The organism is Frisingicoccus sp., assembly GCF_048388605.1.
Taxonomy (GTDB): domain Bacteria; phylum Bacillota; class Clostridia; order Lachnospirales; family Lachnospiraceae; genus Frisingicoccus.
In genome coordinates, this window is record NZ_DBGCTU010000051.1 from 37,672 (window position 1) to 55,646 (window position 17,975).

Sequence of the window (17,975 nt, forward strand, 5' to 3'; positions counted from 1 at the left end):
TTTTTTATGCGTTTTACAACACACATTGGTTTTACAAAAAGAGTACATAAGGAACCCAAACCGTTATCCCGGAACCTCCAGTATATCTTGCTGTCGCTGGCTCCCGGATATTTTCTGCTCTGGGGACTGCTGCTGCAGCCGTTTCCGGAAATGATCCAGGGTCTGCTGAGAATTTTTAGAGAACCGGATTTTTTGATCACGGATTATGTGGCCGTCGGCGGTGCGGGGGCTGCCCTCGTCAATGCCAGCCTGATCACCTTCATGTGCATCCTTCTCATGTATTTTCTGAACATGAATATTGACGGCAGCTCTATTGCCGCCCTTTCCCTTATGCTCGGCTTCTCTTTATTCGGCAAAAACCTTGTCAATATATGGAGTATTATCCTTGGCGTTTTTATTTATGCGAAATATCATAAAACCCATTTATCCAATTACCTCTATATCGGTTTTTATGGGACAAGTTTGTCTCCGATCATTACCCAGACAGTTCAATTTGGACACTTTTCTCTGCCGATCCGCCTGGCCATGAGTCTCCTCGTCGGCATTATCATCGGTTTTGTTATGCCGCCGCTGTGCGCTCATTTTTATAATACCCACAAGGGTTACTCCCTTTACAACGGTGGTTTTACCGCCGGTATTATCGCCACAGTCATCGTTTCCATATATAAGTCTTTCGGCCTGTCTCTCGAAAGCCGGAAACTCTGGGCCACCGGTTATAACCTGCCCTTTTCGGAAATTCTTATATCCTTTTTCGTCATTTTAATTTTTATCGGGGCGCTGACCGATAAGAATGCTTTTCGAAAATACTGGAATATTTTAAAATATCCGGGAATCGGCGGTACAGATTTTACCTTCAGCGAAGGCTTCAGCGCCACATTGATCAATATGGGGATTGACGGTATCTTCTGTACCCTCTATCTTCTCGCGATTGGCGCTGAACTGAACGGTGCGAGTATCGGCGGCATTTTCACTGTTGTCGGTTTTTCCGCTACCGGAAAAACATTGCGGAATATCACGCCGATCATGCTCGGCATCACCCTTTTAGCCGCTCTTTCAGGCAACTACACGGTCACTGATCCCGCAGTTGTCCTTGCCCTCATGTTCGGCACGACCATTGCGCCGATCGCCGGACAGTACGGCTTTTTTGTCGGCATCCTTGCCGGTTTCCTCCATGCGGCAGTTGTTTTAAACATCGGCATTGTCTACTCCGGAATGAACCTGTATAATAACGGTTTTGCCGGAGGTGTCGTCGCCGCCTTTCTTGTTCCGATCATCAAATCCATTCAAAATCGGAACGCAAAAGTCAAAGGGGTTTTATAGAAATAGCTTTCTTTAATCGAATCCTTACGGCAAATCCCCCCTGCGGACTATGCCCAATCTGAACATCTCCATGGTGGGACGCAGCAATCTGTTTTACAATAAGCAGGCCAAGCCCGTGCTGCTGTTCCACCGTGTTTTCATCGCAAACCATATAATGGGGTGCATGGTTTAATCTCTCTATCATCTCATCCGAAGCTCCGACGCCGTCATCCGCCACAGTAATCTCACAGGCTTCCCCCATATCTTTGACAGAAACATAAATGTGACAGCCCTCTTCATTATGATTTATACTGTTTTGTATAAGATTTGAAACAGCCCTTTTTAGCAAATCCCTGTCTGCCGGAATCGGGCAGAGGGATAAATTCTCCGGTGTATCCCAGATTATCGGGTACTTTGCTTCAATATCCATATTTATAAAGTCCACCGCAACCTGCCGCACAAGGGCAACGGCATTTTCCGTCTGAAGCTTCACCGGCTGCATATTATATTCCAGCTTCGAAGCCAGATTTAAATCATTGATCAGATTCTCATATTGGATGAGCCCACCAACGGCCTGGACCCGGTAGGTATTCATGAAATACGCTCTCTGATCCGTTCCCTGCCGAAACAATTTGACTGTACGGTGCTTGTCTCTTCCCATCTGCTCTCTGAAATCGAACTGATGGCGGACAACATCGGTATTTTAAACCGGGGACGTCTGCTCTTTGAGGGGCCTATGGAGGATTTAAAAAAGATTGCCGCACTCCAGGGTTATCCCACAGAAAATCTGGAGGATATGTTCCTCTCTCTGATTGAAGAAGACAATAAGAAGCGGGGTGGCCGCCCATGAGTTATATCATCGAATGTAAAAAGCTCCAGCGAACAGGCCTGATTTTGACTTTCTTCGGCGGCGGTCTGCTGGCCGCCCTCATTCCTGTCCTCAATATGGCTTTCCGCTCAGAAATGTATATTACTCAAAATGAGCCGCCGCTTCAAATACTTTTTGACGCCAACTGGCAAATAATGGCCATGCTGAATATTTTGCTGATCGTATCCGGCGCCTGCGCCCTCTACCATATTGAATATGGAGACAATGCTATTCAGAAAATGGCTGCTCTGCCTCTTCCGGGAAACAGAATCTTTCTCGGAAAGTGCCTTGTTTTGACGGTGCTGGCCACCCTGATGCTCTTACCGGAAATTCTCAGTCTGGTTTTCTGTATATACTACTGGTTTTCCGGGGCTGAAATTCTGAATATGGCATTTTACCGGGAAATTTTCGCCGGTTACGGCTGCCTTTTACTGTTAATGCTGCCGCTGATCCTCATCGCTCTTCTGATCGCATCGACATTCAGAAACATGTGGATTTCTCTTGGAGTGAATATTGTCTGCGTTTTTATCGCAACCATGCTGCCGACAAACAATTTTGCCTTGTCCCTTTTTCCTTTCGCCCTGCCTTTTCAGACACTGGCCGGAACGGATGGACGGCGGGTCATCGGTTTTATGATCTGCGCTGGGGTTGAAATTCTTCTGATCGGAATTGCTGAAATGATTTACCGAAATATACGGAGGTGTTTCGAATGATTGGTATTGAATTTAAAAAAATACGCCGCTCTAAAATTTTGTGGATATTGCTCGCGGCCGTCATCATACTCTGGATTCCCTCGATTCTAAATGCATCAATGAATTTTCAAATGCAGGACATCGGCATTTCCCCCAGAGACAACTTCCTCATACAGGGGCTTATGGCTATGGCGTGGTTTATGTTCCCTGCAAGCATCGTGCTGATGACCGTCCTTTTAAATCAAACAGAACGGTCAAACCGGGGACTTTTTAAAATGCTGTCCCTGCCTGTCCAGCCCTTTAAACTCTGCCTGGCAAAATTTGCAGTGCTTCTCTGTCTGACTGCCCTCCAGCTCCTTATGACTGCGGCCATGTACTATGTCAGCACCGCCATCGCTTCCCAGACACAGAATTACGCTTTCATCCTGCCACCGACAGTCATCTTTAAGGAAATCGGGCTGATGTATCTGTCTTCCATCCCGATGACAGGGTTTTTCTGGCTGCTGTCCATCGCTGTTCCCTCGCCGATTTTTTCTGTCGGCCTCGGACTGGCATCCATTGTGCCCTCCGTTTTGATGATCAACACAAAAGCCTGGTTCGCCTATCCGATGTGTTATCCTTTTTATATCATTGCCGCGGAAGAGAGCAGGATGGCCTCGAACCTCACCTATACGCCGGTTCAGGCCATCCCCTGGATTCCCGCAGCCATCCTTTTAACCATTGTTTGTTTAACTGTTTCCTGCCTCTGTTTCGGGCAGGCTGAAAGGAGATAATTTTAAACCAGAAGATTCCTCATGCTGGCCAGACTGATTCCCAGAGTCGAGGCATTATGTAAGAAAGCGGAAGTCGTCGGCTGGATAATGCCTGCCACGCCAAGAACGATCAGCCCGGAATTGATTCCGACGATTTTCCGGTAATTGCTGTGAATTCTCCGCATCAACCGGTCACTGAGCACCTTTAATGTAACGATTTCATAAAGGTTATCCGCAGAAATCGTAATATCCGCAATCTCCCTGGCAATTTCCGCACCGTCGCTGATGGCGATTCCCACATCCGCTGCGGAGAGGGCCGGGGAGTCATTAATGCCGTCCCCGATCATAATGACCCGCTTGCCAAGCTGTTTTTCGCTCTCAACAAATCTTGCTTTATCCTCCGGAAGCACTTCGGAATAGTATTCATCCACGCCAACCTTCGCGGCCACAGCCGCCGCTGTCCTCTCGCTGTCCCCCGTCATCATAACGACCTTCTTAAATCCGGCGCTCTTTAATGAGCGGATAACCTCACCGGCCTCCTCCCTGAGCGGATCTTCAATACAGATGACAGCCTCCAGCATACCTTCCACCGCCAGATAAAGATGGGAATATTCCGGCGAGAGCTGATCAAATTTTCCTTCAGTTCCTTCCCGAAGCCTGCATTTTTCATCTTCAAACACAAAATGATAACTTCCGATAACGACTTTCTTTCCTTCGATGCCGGAAGAGATGCCGTGAGCCACAATATAATCTACCTTCGAATGCATTTCCTCATGTTCAAGCCCCCGGCGTTTTGCCGCTTCCACCACCGCCTTCGCCATGGAATGAGGAAAATGCTCCTCGAGGCAGGCAGCGATCCGAAGGGCCTCATCCGAATTCAGCTCACCAAAGGTCACAACCTCTTTCACCGTCGGCTGAGCCTTTGTCAGCGTACCCGTCTTATCAAAAACGATCGTCTCCGCTTCCGCCACCGCTTCAAGATATTTTCCGCCCTTCACCGTCATATGATAGAAACCGGCTTCCCGTATGGCAGAAAGGACCGCGATCGGCATGGCCAGTTTTAAGGCGCAGGAAAAATCCACCATAAGCACGGCTAAAGCCTTGGTTGTATTCCGTGTCGCCAGCCACACACCCCCGGTTCCAAAAAGAGTATAGGGCACAAGCTTGTCCGCCAGATGCTCCGCCCGGCTTTCCGCACCGGATTTTAATTTTTCAGATTCTTCAATCATTGTCACAATCTTTTCATAGCGGGTCGCCCCGGTCACCTTCTGTACCCGAAGAATGATTTCTCCTTCCTCCACCACGGTGCCCGCATAAACATAACCATCCTTCTCTTTATGCACCGGAAGAGATTCCCCGGTCAGAGAGGCCTGATTGATCATTCCATCGCCGGACACAACAATACCGTCAAAAGGAATCACATTGCCCATGCGGACGATAACACAATCCCCCGGCCGGATCTCAGAAGCAGAAACAAGAATCTCCTGCCCATCCCTGCAGAGCCATACCCGGCTGACATTTAAAGACATACTCCGGGCCAGATCCCCAACCGATTTCTTATGGGTCCATTCCTCTAAAAGTTCGCCGATCCCAAGCAGAAACATCACAGAAGATGCCGTATTCATATCTCTCCGGAGAAGCGAGACACTGATGGCTGTCGCATCCAACACAGATACTTCCAGCTTTCTCCGTCTCAAACTGTCCAGGCCCATGCGGATATATTTTATCGATCTGACACAGGCAAAAGCGGCCCGAATCGTATAAGGTATGAACAGTTTACTTCCCATCCGCATTAAAATCCGCATTACAAGCTTTTCCTGATACTCCGCATTTAACTCTCTTCCGGAAGTTTCCAGCACGCCCTCCGGCACTTCTGTCCCGGCATACTGGAAGCTGGACAGCGCGGCCAAAATTTTCTGCCGGTCCCCGGTATAGCATATGGCTGCATCCCCGGTACGTTCATACACTTTAGCATCGGTCACATTCGGCAGCCGGTGAAGATAGTACAGCAGTGTGTCCGCTTCCCGGCAGGACATCCGCTGCTGATCTATATGAACACGGAGGCGTCCCCGAATCTCATGTTTGATGATAAATTTCAATCTTATCCCTCCATAATATAGATAGAGGGGCTGTCTCATCACAGCCCCACTTCATGATCATTTTTTATTATTCCGCAGCCGGTACTTCCTGAAAATCACTTTCAGCCGCTGACTCATCACCGACAACCGCCTCTGCTTCCTCCGCCGCTCTGTCCTCGTTGATCTGCTTTGCTTCGGAAAGAATATCTTCCGCATTTTCCTGTACCGTTGTCGCCGTCTTCATCACACAATCCTTTGCCCGAAGAACGGCTGCCGCACAATTCGTATATAATTTTTTAGCATCCTTGCTGGAAAGAATTTTCAATCCGGCCGTACCAAACAATAAACCTCCGGCAAAAATCCCCAACTTCTTTGCATCAATTAAATCTCTCATGCCGCATACCTCCTACTTATGATTATAACCTGTGTAAAAAACCATGAGAAAGCAAAAAACTGCTGCCCAGGCCCAAAATTTATGTTGTTTCATTTTAATCAGCCCCTTCAAAAAATAATAACTGAATCTTTAAGTGGTATGATAGCACTTCGTATTATCCGAAGGCAAGACTAACATCCTTATTGAAAAATTTCCTCATTTAAACCTTTTTCTTGTTTGTCTTTCCTACATCAATTGATATTATTTCCAATATAAGTTATAATTTGTCTTATGAAAATATTGCATTTAGAAGACGATGTTTTTAAGAGAAAAAAGATTGAACGGATTTTATGTTCGGCGGGAGCAGATCACAGCGTATGGGTTAAAAATCTTGAAGACGGCATCATCTGTATCGAGGAGGCGCAGAATAAGTCGGAACCCTATGATCTGATCATTTCCGATATGTATTATCCGCTGAAAGACGGCGGCAGAGAAACGGAAGCGGGAACAATGCTTTTAAGTATTCTGAAAGACAAAGGCATCGACACGCCGGTGATCATCTGCTCTTCAGCTCGCTTGAGAATTCCCGAAGCCTATGAATGTCTGTGGTATTCGGAAAACAGTAACTGGGACAGACAGCTTGAATCGCTGCTGCGGAAAATACAGGAGAAGTAAAATTGGATGCAGAAATATTTCGAAAAAATTATATAAACGACACCTATAAGGGTTCTATTGAAGAAAAATTAACTGAATGGTTCGGCAAATCCGAAAAAGAAAACGCCCAATATATATTCCATATTCATGGCCGTATCATCAACCATCGTTTGGATGACGGCGCCGATGCAAATATATGGCGTATGCAGGTGGAATTATTGGACAATCGATGGCGGGAAATTACGGATGATCACAAGCCTGTCATTATGGAAGTCGGCAACAGGGACAATGAATTTCATTCAGGGGAATATGTCTCCGGCATCTTATATTATGAACCGGAGAAACAGCGGCTTTTCCTGAGCAGGAAAAATATGTACCGGGATTTTCTCTCATTTGTGAAAATCCGGGTCGAATCGGAAGGGTCGGAGGGCTCGCCTTATCAATGCAATCCGAAGGTGATGGAACAGTTTCTGTGCGCCCTGGACACCAATCAGATCCTCATTCTTCACGGCGCGCCGGGCATGGGTAAGACCAGCCTGGTCAAACGGATGGCGGACGCCCTCGGCGCAAAATGCCGGATTATTCCCGTTCGTCCAAACTGGGTGGACAGCCAGGATCTGATGGGATTTTTCAACCCGGTGGAACACAGATATTATTCCACGCCATTCCTTGAAGCACTGTGCGAGGCAAAGAAACACCCTGAAGAACGATACTTTATCTGTCTGGATGAAATGAATCTGGCCCATGCGGAATATTACTTATCCGACATTCTGAGTGTTATGGAATCAAAGGAACCCGTACCGCTGTACCCAAAATCCGAACAGCAAAATGCTCTGGCCCGGATTGAACATATTCTTTCAACCTGTGGTACTGACACAATTGAAGCCTTTGACGCCCGCATTGACCGGGAAAATCTGTCCGAAAAATATACGCCGGATTTTATTATCCCGGAAAACGTGCAGTTCATCGGCACTTTGAACATGGATGAAACGACCTGCGATCTGAGTCCGAAGATCATCGACCGCAGTTTTATCATAAAAGTGACTCGGGATACGGAGGCGCCGTCTGAAAATACAGCCCGCCTCTCCGATGGCGAAGCGGACGTGCTTTCACTGCCTTTTGTCCGAAATCTGTGCGAAGCCGTTCACAAAAAAGTGTCCAAACGGATGGAGCACCAGCTTTTAACCATGAAACAAAGGATGGACGTCAGCGGTCTGAGCCATGAGATCGGCATGTATGACTATATGGACTACATCATCGCATGCAAAATATTACCGATGTTCAATACCGAAGATATTGAAATGTCCATGGATGACGGCGAATCACTGAGAATCGGAGACCTTCCGGTAACTGGCAGGGATGCCGCACCGGAAAAAGACTTTCCTTTATCAGTGAATTATCTGAAGAGCATGTGCGATGTGGAAAATGGGATCATAAATTATTGGAGAATAAGCTAAATGTACGCAGCATTTCTTAATGTTCTTATGAACAGCGACAGGGAAAAAAATCGAATTGAGGAGCTTCCGATTTCTGAAAATCCGGATTTTGAAAAAGACCACTGCAGCGGTTTAGGAGAATTACATCCGGGGAAAAATGTAATTCAGATCCGGCAGTATTTTAATCCCCCGAAGGCTGCCGGGATGACACTCTGCATTGCCTTCATTTCGAGCCGTAATCCCCTCATAGAAATACAGGAAAACGACGGCTATACATTTCACATTGAAACCGCCGGAAACAGTCAGGGAGAGACCCGTCAGTACATTTATCTGCCGATGGTCAAATACGGAAAAAACGGATTTAACTATGGCACAAATCCCGATACCGCAAAACTGCGATTCCGTCAGGGCGATTCCCTGTTTGATGTGGAACTCATCGTTATTCCGACAATCGGCAGGACAGTTTATCAGGCCATGATCAATGATCTGCTTTCCATTCATTTTCAACTGGTTTATCGGAAAAATGAGGAAAAGAAACGGGAGTATCTGTCTGATTGCCAAAGGGAACTGGAATATCTCAACGGGCAGGTTTATACACTGTCAAAAATACTAAAATCTCTCAGCCGGGAACCTATGTCCGATATCGGAAAAGAAAAAGCCCGGCTGCCTTTCCGCTGCGTAAAGCATTTGGATGCCAATGTCATCATGGATCATTATATCCTGCAGCGGCCAAAGGTCCGCACCCGGATTCATAAAAAGAATTATAATATCTATGAAAATCAGAAAATCGGAGCCTATATCGGCCTCCTGCTGAAGCAGCTGGATATCCTGGAAAAAAAGATTGAACGGGGAAATATGGAATATCAAACGGAAGAAAGGGGCTGCGTTCTGCAAAATCAACAGTTAAAAACTCAAATTCACCAAATGCGGGCCAAGCTGAACCGATTCCTGAAGTCCGATATCTTTAAGGGATTCAGGCCCGAAACTGCGAACTTATATCCGCTCCATACCACCAATCTGTTTGTTAATCATCAAAGCTATGCAAAGGCCTTTCAACTAATGCGAAACTATGAGAAGATCGGCAGACTATTGGAAACCCGGATTCCATATTATGCCTGCGGCAAATCCTCGGAAATATATGAACTGTGGTGCTTTTTTAAAATTCTTGAACTTCTTATGGCGGAATATGATTATAGAATACTTAAGGTCACTGAAAAAAAAGACAAAAGAAATCCCTATCAGTTTCGGACGGTAAATCCATCAAAAAAGATCTCCGATTATATCGAGCAATTTTTCAGTGAACTGGAAAAACCGGAAATCAGCGCCGAAGCTTTTTATAATTTCATCATTTATCTTGAACAAAAGGACCATCCCGAATACAATATTTACCTCGGATATAACTGCAGTCTGAGCGCAGCCGGATCAAAAACGGTGCGGCCCGACATTCTTATAATCGTAAACCATCAATATATATTCACTTGCGATGCCAAATATAAAAATTATCAGGAAACTTTTATGGGAATAAACGAATGGTATGTTGATTTATTTGAATGTGCCGCCTATAAATATCAGTATCTCATGGATGAGCGGCAAATGCGTTTTATTCACGAAAAAGAACTGCTGGAGTCGGACCCTCACCGGGTCAAAAGACTGGAAAAAAGGGGCTGCTGTATTCTCACTCCGGCCCTGACTGACTCAACAGATGTAAGTTTCTATGTTGTCAGCAAAATTGAAGAAGATTATAAAAAATACCTGGCACTTCTGGAAAAAGGCCGGGTAAATATAGACTATAACGGAAATGAACGATTGGATGCTGCGGAGTACACTGAAAAGCTGTACAATGCCATCCTTTCCTCAAGATCATCCTATGAAAACAGGATTGCTTCCGTCCGCTTTGTGCCGGGAGATATCCTTAACTTCAGAGTTTTGTTCGGCGGCATTTTCAGGCAGCAATTAACGGAGTTCTACCGCTTATAATTGCCGCCCTTCCGTTCGCGCTTCTCTGCTCCGGGTCAGGATTCCGGAGCAGAGATAACGAATTCTTTGGCGTGTGGGGATTCAAAAACCAGATCGTCCAGCCGGCTTTGGAGTCTGGACCGGATATACCGGCAGCCCAGACCGCTCTCGGCAGCGGCATCCGCCCAGTCGCGCCTTGTCCGCTCATCTACGGTTATGGAAATTCCCTGCTGCTTTTCGATCTTCTTTACAGGAGATATCTGACTTTCCAGAATTTTTTCCAAATCATCGGCGGTTAACTTATCCAGTGTGATGATCTGCTGGATACGACCCGCGATCTCACGCCGGACATTGGCATAGGTGATCAAATCTTCTTCGGTGCATTCGGCAATCCTGCTTTCCTTCTGAAGTTCACCGCCAAAACCGATCGTGCCGGAATCCATCGTTTTTGCCCTGAGCATCGTCTCAAAGCTTCCGCAGAAAACAACGGAAACATTTGTGCAGTCCACTGTACAGGATGTGTTTTTCTGTTCATCAACAAAGGTGATGGTGTCGCCGTCCATGATTTTTAGCAGCTCATTTTGAATTTTATAGGAAAAATCTGTCCCGCCGCCGCCGACGGCCGGCTCAAAAAGCTTATCTGCCTCGTCGATCACGATCACCATGGATTCGGCCTTTTCCTTCGGCTCGGAGATAAAAATATCTTTAATATGATAAGATCCTTTCCATCCATCGCAGCAAAGCTGAGGCCCGTTGATGATTTTTATGAAATCAAATTTTTGAGAGAGCACTCGCCAAATTTCGGTTTTTCCGCAGCCGGTAGCTCCGGCCATAAGAATATTCCGGCTGTTATTATGCAAGTGATTATAGATAAGCATTGTCGCAGCGCGTTTAGCGGCCGTCTGCCCATAAACATTATAATCCAGATAATCATAGATACTCTTGGGCGTCCATTCGAATTTATTCTCATCAAAAGGAGTTCCTCCAAAGGCCGGTTCAAAATCATCATCCGGGGCGGAAGCCATATCCTTCTCATCATCCAGCATATAACTGACATTTGTGGAAGCTGAAGCAAGAATCCCGGTAAGCTGACTGATTTCATCCTCCGACAGCGGCGTTCTCGCCAATGCCTTCAGGAATACATTTCCCGCCGTATCTGTCGGCAGTTTATCCCAAAAGGAGGAAAGCTGCTCAACATCATCGACCATCGAACAATACTTTTCATCAGAAATTTCATCGAAATCGCCGTTCTTGGCCTGCTTTGTAAATGTCACCGCAGGGTTTCCCATTTTTGTACGGATACCGCCCTTGACAATAAGACTGATATAGGTTTTCCAAAAATCTTTTGCTGCTTTTCTTTTCATAAATGTTCTTTTCCCCTTTCTCAGACTTTTTTGAATGTTTTGTGCATTTATTATAAATCCTCCATTGGAATCCATCGTAAAATTTACGATAAAAAACATTTAAAAATTTTCACTGTGCTATCGGATGATCTTCAGCTGATATTCCGCCGGTCATATTCCCTCCCATAGCTTTCAAGGCAGACCTCCGACAACTGTTTTTCCTCCTCATTTCTCTCCGGCGCCCGGTTAAAATATTGGGAAAACAGAGAATCCACCTCTTCCGGAAACTTTGTCAGATGATTCATCTCCAGCTCCTGCATTAAATCACGGGCCTTGTTTCTCTGCTCAAGATATATCTGATACACAGAATAAAAATAATCCTCCGGTTTAAAGTCCTCCGGCATTTTTCCGTACAAAGCATAATCCCCCGTATAATCCGCATATTCATAAAAAACCGAACACGGCGTCATCGCGTTATCCGAATCGTACTTCAGACTGAGCACCAGAAGTTCACAGGGAATTTTATTTCTCATGAAAGCCGCATATCTTTTACTTCCCCGAAAAGTTTCCATATAATCCGCAATATAATCCCGGCCGACAATACATAAAGCAACGCCGGTAAGCCTGTCGTGAATCAACGGAATAAACAGATTGCGATATTCCTCTTCACTTCTCCCCTGCTCAATCAAGGTTTCATAAAAATGACAGCATTTTTCCCTGAAAACTTCCGGCGCTGCCGCTTCCGGCAATCCGATCATATCCCGGCACTGTTCAAGAAGCTTCATCGTCTTATCCGCCTTTCGGGCCCGGCCCGTTTCTTTAACCTGTTCCAGCGGCTGCAGAACATTATGCTTTAACTGATAACCATTATCATACAAAAAAGCATGTACCCGAAAGTGTATCAGATTACATTCCAACAGGGAAAACAAGTTGTCCAGCATCTGAATATACTCCGGCCTTCGGAAATAGGCCTCATACTCTTTTTGCACTGCCGGAAGATTCCGGCAGAAATCTTTTAATTGTTTTTGCAGCGCTGCTTTGCTGTGACGCCGGCTTCCGGAAATATCCTGCTTCCGGGAAGTGTACCGTCTTTCCGAATCCCGGGGAGCGGATTTAAATCCCCGCAAAATAAACGTCATTTTCCGATATAATTCATCGAATTTTTCGTCATAAAAAAAAGGCGCAGAACGCCTGGCGATCGTTCGCATAATTGCTGAAAAACATGCAAAAACCTTCTGCGGATCCGCAGAACTCTCCTGAAACAATTGATAATAAAAGCAAAATCCCGGAATCACACTCACGCTGTCCGCCAACGGCTCCTGCCCTTCGGATTCCGCCTCCCGTTTTAATTTCTCCACCGATTCCTGAGTGTCATCCCTTAAAAAACGAGCCAGGACTGAAGATCTGCCTTTGAGTATATAGTCATTTGCCAGCTTTTCAAATAAATCATCGCGGAAAGTTTTTTTATCATTTTGAGATGATGACGTTCTCACTTTTTTGCCTCCTGATTTTTTCTGGCGATATCCAGCGCTTTATATAACTCATGAAACATATCGGCAAATGCCTCCGGATTCGAGTACAGAGTAAGACCATGATTTTGCAGATAAGCCTTAAAAGCAACCGGAATAACACCGATCATATAACAGAAATCAGGGGATGTGATCTCCTTTAAATGTTCAAATGCCCGGACAAATATGTCCGGATCGGCAAAATAAAACTCCAATCGCTCAGCTTCCTGTCGGAGATGTTCCCTGTTTGCCGGATCCTGCAAATCCGAAATGCGAAAACGACATTCCCGCTCCTCCTGTTCCCAGTCCTCCGACCTTTCCTGAATATATTCCTCTTCCTTCTCAAGTTCTTCCCATTCACGGTTCCAAGCATCGAGCTGCTCGGGATGAATTTTCTCAAATCCCTCATCCAACATGCGCTGAAACTCCTCCTCCGCTGCCTTGCAGGCCGCCTCCGCATTTTCGCAGGAACCGTAACACTCAATCTCCAGGGCCTCATCCTGCAGATAAGGTGTCGGAAAATCCGTCCTTTTCCCGGTCAGCAGATAATAAAGGGTAGTCACCGTATAGCCGAGACTCTCTGAGACAGGATATTTATTAGCCAAATCCTTCAGATAAAAAGCAAATCGGGAATTAACCGTATCCCAGACCTCACTCTGCATATGACTTGCAAGGGAGGAAAAGGTATCCGAAGTCACACAGTTCACATAATATCCTTCGCCGGAACAATTTTCAGGAAGAAGGACATATTGTAAATCCGCCTGTACCGCCCGAATGCAGACATAGAGCAGCGTTTTTATGTAATCCGTCTCTGCTTCTGAGAGAATACCCTGGCTTAACGGATAGGATGCAACAACATCCTCCAGAAATAACTGCATATTTTTCTCAGAATAATCTCCGTCCGCATCCTGAATAAGGGAGGAAACCGCAATTTCCTCCCCATCGCAACAGACGGTAATATCATCCAACATTCTTCTCAAAGAATACTCGAGTCTTTCATTGGGATAACGAAACCCGGTTTTTTCAGGAAGCATAATTACCATCTCCTTCTTATATAAAATTTACCAACTGAAGAAAACTTCATTTTTCTTCGGCTCTTTACAAAGTCCCTCCAACAAGGACACATGGGATATAAGTTCTGCATCATCGAAGTATTTTGCTCCCGACGGGCAAATACGAACACAGGCGTGACATTTAATACAAAGCCCCGGAACCTTTGTGACATCCTCTGCATCGATCGAGGCCATCGGACAGGCCTTTACACAGGCGCCGCAATGATCGCACTTCGATTCATCGGTCACCGGCTTCGCCTTCAAAAAATTAGCCCGCTGGCCATCTTCCTTCAACGGCACATAATATGGAGCCCCGGCGTCCCCGGATACTTTCACAGCCGCCGGTATCTCTTCGGCCTCGCCGATCATATGTCCAATCCGATCCGAAAACGCCTGAATTTCAGCGATATCCGCCGCATCCGGCCGTCCTGCACCCATTATATCCGACATGGAATGTCTTGCGATAAAAGCCCCGCCGGCGATTGTATGAAATCCATTCTTTTCAAGGATATCGCACAGCTCTGCCAGCGAATTATCATAACTTCTATTACCATAAGTTATCATCGGAACTGCAATTGCGCCGTTTCCGATAAGACGCGCTTTGAAATCCGGCATGATCTTATTCGGAATTTTTCCGGCATATGTCGGAGAACCAACCACAACCAGATCTCCCTCGCCAAATACGTATTCTTTCTGACGGCTGGCCGGCGATGTGAAATCCACCGGGCAGCAGGACACATGAAGCATCTCCGCCAATCGATCTCCAATCATCTCCGCCACTTTTTTTGTGTTTCCCGTTGCACTCCAATAGAGCGCTGTAACCTTCTCAACGTGCATTCCCATTTGAATCTCCTCCTGTTCATCCTCCCCACTGTTTATCTTTTCTGCATTTTTTTCCTGCTGCTTACCCCCATGGAAATAGCCGCCCGACATTTCCCTATGCACATTATAACAATTTACTTCTGTAAAATCAATCGTCTCCTTTCTCTGATTATCAGAAAAGCAGTCTCTGGTATACTTCCAACGCATCAAGAATATTATAGGGTTCCGTTTGATGGGAACCGGCGGCCCCGGCAGTGACAAGAATGTATTCCTGACCGCTGATTTCAGCAAGACTCGCCAGACAGAGGCCGGCTTCATCCGTATATCCTGTTTTGCCTCCAAGTATCATTTCAGCCTCCATCGCCTTTCCTTCCATCTTGATTTCTTCAATGCCCTTTGACAGAGTGCTCTGCAGGCAAATGCCCTTCGGGTGGATATTGGTCGGCTCCACATCATAGGTTTTGCTTGTAAAAGCCTCCCGGAATGTTTCATTGGACAGGGCATACTGCAGCAAAGCCGCCATGTCTTCCGCTGTCGTATAATGGTTCTCTTCATGCAGGCCCGTTGTGTTGGAAAAATGGGTGCGGCACATTCCGAGCTCCTCTGCTTTTTGATTCATCAAATCCACAAAAGCCGCCTCAGTTCCCGCAACATGCCGGGCATAAGTCTGACAACATTCGGCCCCCGACGGCAGCAAGATACCGTACAACAAATCTCTGAGACTTACTTCCTCTCCCGGCTCAAATCCGGCCATGGAAGCATCTTTTTCACATAAATCCTCAAACACATTTTTCTCAACTGTCACCTTTTGCGTAAAATCATCTGTATGCTCAATCGCCACAATGGCCGTCATAATTTTTGTCAGAGACGCCGGATATATCCGTTCCCCGCCGTCCATATCCATCAGTATTTCCCCGGTATCTCTATTGATCAGCACGGCACATGGGCTGTAAAGCTGCCCTGAACGACCGTTGGCCACCTGCACACTGTAATCCGGCATCCTCGGCGGCGCCGTCTGAATCCACTGCTTTGAAACCATATACATAGAAAATCCGGCGATCAACCCGGTCATCATAATCATCATCCAGGCAAAATATATCTTTCTTTTTACTGGCATATTTCATTCCTCCCAATGTTCCTGTCTTCCATTTTTCCCAAAAAACATATTTTATAGAACAAAAAAAGAAATAAAATAAGGGGTATCTCTGTTTTAGAAATACCCGTCATTTTTTATAATATATTTCCGCACGGAAGGCTAACCCGGAATGTAGTTACTTCCCGATCGCTTTCCGCCGTAATACTTCCGCCGTGAAGCTCCACGATCTCTTTCGCAATGGCGAGACCGAGGCCGGCCCCGCCCGTATTGCTCCGCCGCGCTTCATCAAGGCGGAAAAATTTTTCAAAAATGGTTTCCAGCTTATGGGCCGGAATTGTTTTTCCATGATTTCTGATGGCAATAATAACCTGTGTCTCTGTCTTTTGAGCGGTCACATTGATTTCTGTACCCGGATAACTGTAGGCAATGGCATTTTTAAGGACATTATTGAATACCCTTGCCAATTTTTCCGAATCCCCCTGAATAGATATCCCCTCATCTGCATGAAGCTCGATGCGATTATCATTGGCCGCCAGCAACGGATAAAATTCATCCGTCATCTGAACAAGCATATAGGACAGATCGATCCTTTCCTCCTCCAAAACCATCTGCTGCAGATTATAGCGGGTAATCTCGAAAAATTCATTGATCAATTTTTCCAGCCGCAGCGCTTTTTCCAACGTAATATGCACATATTTGGCTTTCTGCTCCGCCGGCATATCCGGCGCTTCATCCAAAAGACTTAAATAACCGATCACCGATGTGAGGGGCGTTTTCAGATCATGGGCCAGATAGGTGATCAGATCATTTTTCCTCTGAGCCTCATCTTTTAACGCCTGTTCATTCCTCTGCATCCGACTTTTAATTTCCCCGATCCGAACCGAGACTTCCGAATACTCCGCCGGAAAAACATCGGATACATCCATCTCCCCGGACATATACCGCTGAATCCTGTCCCCGATATCTGTCACAGCCGCCTTCACCTGCCTGTCCGCTTTATATCGGGATACGAAAAAAACGATCACAAGCCACAGGCACACAAAGAGAAGAAGCGCCCAAAAAAGAAAATGCTTAAATGCGTAGATATTCAAATCCCGGACATAGACTTCTTCCATCGTATAGGGATCGATCACCGATTTCGTGATCAAAAACATCCCATCAAACCAATCCATGAAAAATCCGTTCACAACCGTATCAAAAAAAATGTATAACAACCGGCAGCTGATATAACCGGCCAGCAAAACAAGAAGAAGTCTTATCACTAAAAGAATCCTATTTCTCAATTTTATAACCGCACCCCCAAACCGTTTTTATGTATTTGGGATTTTCAAAAGAATCTCCCATCTTTTCCCGCAGATGACGGACATGAACGGTGATGGTGTTATTATTTTTACTGAAATATTCATCTCCCCATATTTCATGAAACAGTTCCTCCGAACTTACCACACTGCCTTTTCTCTCCACCAAAATACGCAAAATCGAAAATTCTGTCGGCGTCAGCGACAAGGGCCTTTCATTCAGCGTACACTCATGATTTTTCACATGAATCACAAGGCCGGAATGAATTAAAATATCGGACGGTTCCTCCTGGCCTTTATTATATCGTTTATACCGCCGAAGCTGCGCCTTCACCCGTGCTACCAATTCCAATGGGAGAAAGGGCTTTGTGATATAATCATCCGCGCCGAGAGCAAGACCGTTCACCTTGTCCATCTCTTCCCCCTTGGCCGTCAGCATAATGACCGGATAATTGTACTTCTCCCGGATCTTCCTGCAAATCTGAAATCCGTTCACATCCGGAAGCATCACGTCCAGAATCGCCAAATCCAGATTTTCATTTTCAATGCAGCGCAGCGCATCTATGGCAGAATAAAATTTAAATACCTGAAAATTTTCATTTTCCAGATACAGGGCCACCAAATCAGCAATTTCCTGTTCATCATCCACAATCAATATCTTTTCACTCATGGTCTATCCCCCTCGTCTCAAGACCATTATACAGGAAACTGTTTCAGAAATCTTTAATATTTTCCTAAGTTTTCAGAG

At 45.9% G+C, this 17,975-nt stretch carries 16 protein-coding genes and 1 pseudogene; 7 read left to right on the forward strand and 10 right to left on the reverse strand.

Annotation, left to right across the window (positions count from 1 at the left end; genetic code table 11):
• Window positions 1–6: 6 nt before the first annotated feature.
• Entirely contained in the window at window positions 7–1,320 is a 1,314-nt protein-coding gene (locus ACMN7X_RS13550; protein ID WP_418747988.1) for a DUF1576 domain-containing protein, read from the forward strand.
• Here ACMN7X_RS13550 and ACMN7X_RS13555 read toward each other — a convergent pair.
• The gene (locus ACMN7X_RS13555; RefSeq protein WP_418747989.1) at window positions 1,304–1,960 is read right to left on the reverse strand and encodes a sensor histidine kinase; all 657 of its coding nucleotides are present in this window, start codon (window positions 1,958–1,960) and stop codon (window positions 1,304–1,306) included. The genes ACMN7X_RS13550 and ACMN7X_RS13555 overlap by 17 nt on opposite strands.
• Here ACMN7X_RS13555 and ACMN7X_RS13560 point away from each other — a divergent pair.
• The 3 genes and pseudogenes from ACMN7X_RS13560 to ACMN7X_RS13570 form a co-directional block, all read left to right on the forward strand.
• A pseudogene (locus ACMN7X_RS13560) lies at window positions 1,844–2,149 on the forward strand (ABC transporter ATP-binding protein); the annotation flags it as partial. The gene ACMN7X_RS13555 and the pseudogene ACMN7X_RS13560 sit on opposite strands and share 117 nt — an antisense overlap.
• A complete protein-coding gene (locus tag ACMN7X_RS13565; RefSeq protein WP_418747990.1) occupies window positions 2,146–2,880 on the forward strand; it encodes an ABC transporter permease in 735 nt (244 codons plus the stop codon). The pseudogene ACMN7X_RS13560 and the gene ACMN7X_RS13565, both read left to right, overlap by 4 nt.
• Window positions 2,877–3,632 (forward strand): ABC transporter permease, encoded by a 756-nt coding sequence (locus ACMN7X_RS13570; RefSeq protein ID WP_418747991.1) that lies wholly within the window; start codon window positions 2,877–2,879, stop codon window positions 3,630–3,632. The genes ACMN7X_RS13565 and ACMN7X_RS13570 overlap by 4 nt, the downstream gene beginning before the upstream one ends.
• 2 nt (window positions 3,633–3,634) lie before the next feature.
• Here ACMN7X_RS13570 and ACMN7X_RS13575 read toward each other — a convergent pair whose 3' ends face one another.
• Together ACMN7X_RS13575 and ACMN7X_RS13580 are read right to left on the reverse strand one after the other, a co-directional pair.
• Window positions 3,635–5,710 carry a heavy metal translocating P-type ATPase gene (locus ACMN7X_RS13575; RefSeq protein WP_418747992.1) on the reverse strand — a complete coding sequence of 692 codons (2,076 nt, stop codon included), beginning with the start codon at window positions 5,708–5,710 and terminating at the stop codon, window positions 3,635–3,637.
• A 67-nt stretch (window positions 5,711–5,777) separates the two neighbouring features.
• The gene (locus tag ACMN7X_RS13580) at window positions 5,778–6,083 is read right to left on the reverse strand and encodes a DUF6110 family protein (protein ID WP_418747993.1); all 306 of its coding nucleotides are present in this window, start codon (window positions 6,081–6,083) and stop codon (window positions 5,778–5,780) included.
• A gap of 270 nt (window positions 6,084–6,353) precedes the next feature.
• Between ACMN7X_RS13580 and ACMN7X_RS13585 the strand changes: the two genes are divergently transcribed.
• Genes ACMN7X_RS13585 through ACMN7X_RS13595 form a run of 3 tightly spaced genes read left to right on the forward strand, consistent with a single transcriptional unit; the run spans window position 6,354 to window position 10,129 of the window.
• On the forward strand, window positions 6,354–6,737 hold the full coding sequence (locus ACMN7X_RS13585) for a response regulator (RefSeq protein ID WP_418747994.1): 384 nt from the start codon (window positions 6,354–6,356) through the stop codon (window positions 6,735–6,737).
• A 2-nt stretch (window positions 6,738–6,739) separates the two neighbouring features.
• Complete coding sequence (locus ACMN7X_RS13590; RefSeq protein WP_418747995.1) at window positions 6,740–8,173, forward strand: McrB family protein; 1,434 nt, start codon at window positions 6,740–6,742, stop codon at window positions 8,171–8,173.
• Window positions 8,174–10,129 (forward strand): hypothetical protein, encoded by a 1,956-nt coding sequence (locus ACMN7X_RS13595; RefSeq protein ID WP_418747996.1) that lies wholly within the window; start codon window positions 8,174–8,176, stop codon window positions 10,127–10,129.
• Between the two features lie 35 nt (window positions 10,130–10,164).
• Here the strand turns inward: ACMN7X_RS13595 and ACMN7X_RS13600 are convergent, their stop codons facing one another.
• The 7 genes from ACMN7X_RS13600 to vanR form a co-directional block, all read right to left on the reverse strand.
• Window positions 10,165–11,472 carry an AAA family ATPase gene (locus ACMN7X_RS13600; RefSeq protein ID WP_418747997.1) on the reverse strand — a complete coding sequence of 436 codons (1,308 nt, stop codon included), beginning with the start codon at window positions 11,470–11,472 and terminating at the stop codon, window positions 10,165–10,167.
• A gap of 131 nt (window positions 11,473–11,603) precedes the next feature.
• The gene (locus tag ACMN7X_RS13605) at window positions 11,604–12,944 is read right to left on the reverse strand and encodes a hypothetical protein (protein ID WP_418747998.1); all 1,341 of its coding nucleotides are present in this window, start codon (window positions 12,942–12,944) and stop codon (window positions 11,604–11,606) included.
• On the reverse strand, window positions 12,941–13,993 hold the full coding sequence (locus ACMN7X_RS13610) for a hypothetical protein (protein WP_418747999.1): 1,053 nt from the start codon (window positions 13,991–13,993) through the stop codon (window positions 12,941–12,943). Before ACMN7X_RS13610 ends, ACMN7X_RS13605 begins: the two co-directional genes overlap by 4 nt.
• Before the next feature lie 27 nt (window positions 13,994–14,020).
• Window positions 14,021–15,040 (reverse strand): EFR1 family ferrodoxin, encoded by a 1,020-nt coding sequence (locus ACMN7X_RS13615; protein WP_418748000.1) that lies wholly within the window; start codon window positions 15,038–15,040, stop codon window positions 14,021–14,023.
• Window positions 15,006–15,950, reverse strand: a complete 945-nt coding sequence (locus ACMN7X_RS13620) for a D-alanyl-D-alanine carboxypeptidase family protein (RefSeq protein ID WP_418748001.1) — start codon at window positions 15,948–15,950, stop codon at window positions 15,006–15,008. Before ACMN7X_RS13620 ends, ACMN7X_RS13615 begins: the two co-directional genes overlap by 35 nt.
• Window positions 15,951–16,063: 113 nt before the next feature.
• The gene (locus tag ACMN7X_RS13625; RefSeq protein WP_418748002.1) at window positions 16,064–17,191 is read right to left on the reverse strand and encodes a sensor histidine kinase; all 1,128 of its coding nucleotides are present in this window, start codon (window positions 17,189–17,191) and stop codon (window positions 16,064–16,066) included.
• A gap of 10 nt (window positions 17,192–17,201) precedes the next feature.
• Complete coding sequence (vanR, locus tag ACMN7X_RS13630) at window positions 17,202–17,897, reverse strand: VanR-ABDEGLN family response regulator transcription factor (RefSeq protein WP_418748003.1); 696 nt, start codon at window positions 17,895–17,897, stop codon at window positions 17,202–17,204.
• Window positions 17,898–17,975 lie beyond the last annotated feature (78 nt).

What these genes read in the sequence shown, in the direction of transcription:
- ACMN7X_RS13550 (WP_418747988.1), top strand. Translation starts at nt 7, where the DNA reads ATGCGTTTTACAACACACATTGGTTTTACAAAAAGAGTACATAAGGAA.
- ACMN7X_RS13555 (WP_418747989.1), bottom strand. Translation starts at nt 1,960, where the DNA reads ATGGGAAGAGACAAGCACCGTACAGTCAAATTGTTTCGGCAGGGAACG.
- ACMN7X_RS13565 (WP_418747990.1), top strand. Translation starts at nt 2,146, where the DNA reads ATGAGTTATATCATCGAATGTAAAAAGCTCCAGCGAACAGGCCTGATT.
- ACMN7X_RS13570 (WP_418747991.1), top strand. Translation starts at nt 2,877, where the DNA reads ATGATTGGTATTGAATTTAAAAAAATACGCCGCTCTAAAATTTTGTGG.
- ACMN7X_RS13580 (WP_418747993.1), bottom strand. Translation starts at nt 6,083, where the DNA reads ATGAGAGATTTAATTGATGCAAAGAAGTTGGGGATTTTTGCCGGAGGT.
- ACMN7X_RS13585 (WP_418747994.1), top strand. Translation starts at nt 6,354, where the DNA reads ATGAAAATATTGCATTTAGAAGACGATGTTTTTAAGAGAAAAAAGATT.
- ACMN7X_RS13595 (WP_418747996.1), top strand. Translation starts at nt 8,174, where the DNA reads ATGTACGCAGCATTTCTTAATGTTCTTATGAACAGCGACAGGGAAAAA.
- ACMN7X_RS13600 (WP_418747997.1), bottom strand. Translation starts at nt 11,472, where the DNA reads ATGAAAAGAAAAGCAGCAAAAGATTTTTGGAAAACCTATATCAGTCTT.
- ACMN7X_RS13610 (WP_418747999.1), bottom strand. Translation starts at nt 13,993, where the DNA reads ATGCTTCCTGAAAAAACCGGGTTTCGTTATCCCAATGAAAGACTCGAG.
- ACMN7X_RS13615 (WP_418748000.1), bottom strand. Translation starts at nt 15,040, where the DNA reads ATGCGTTGGAAGTATACCAGAGACTGCTTTTCTGATAATCAGAGAAAG.
- ACMN7X_RS13620 (WP_418748001.1), bottom strand. Translation starts at nt 15,950, where the DNA reads ATGCCAGTAAAAAGAAAGATATATTTTGCCTGGATGATGATTATGATG.
- vanR (WP_418748003.1), bottom strand. Translation starts at nt 17,897, where the DNA reads ATGAGTGAAAAGATATTGATTGTGGATGATGAACAGGAAATTGCTGAT.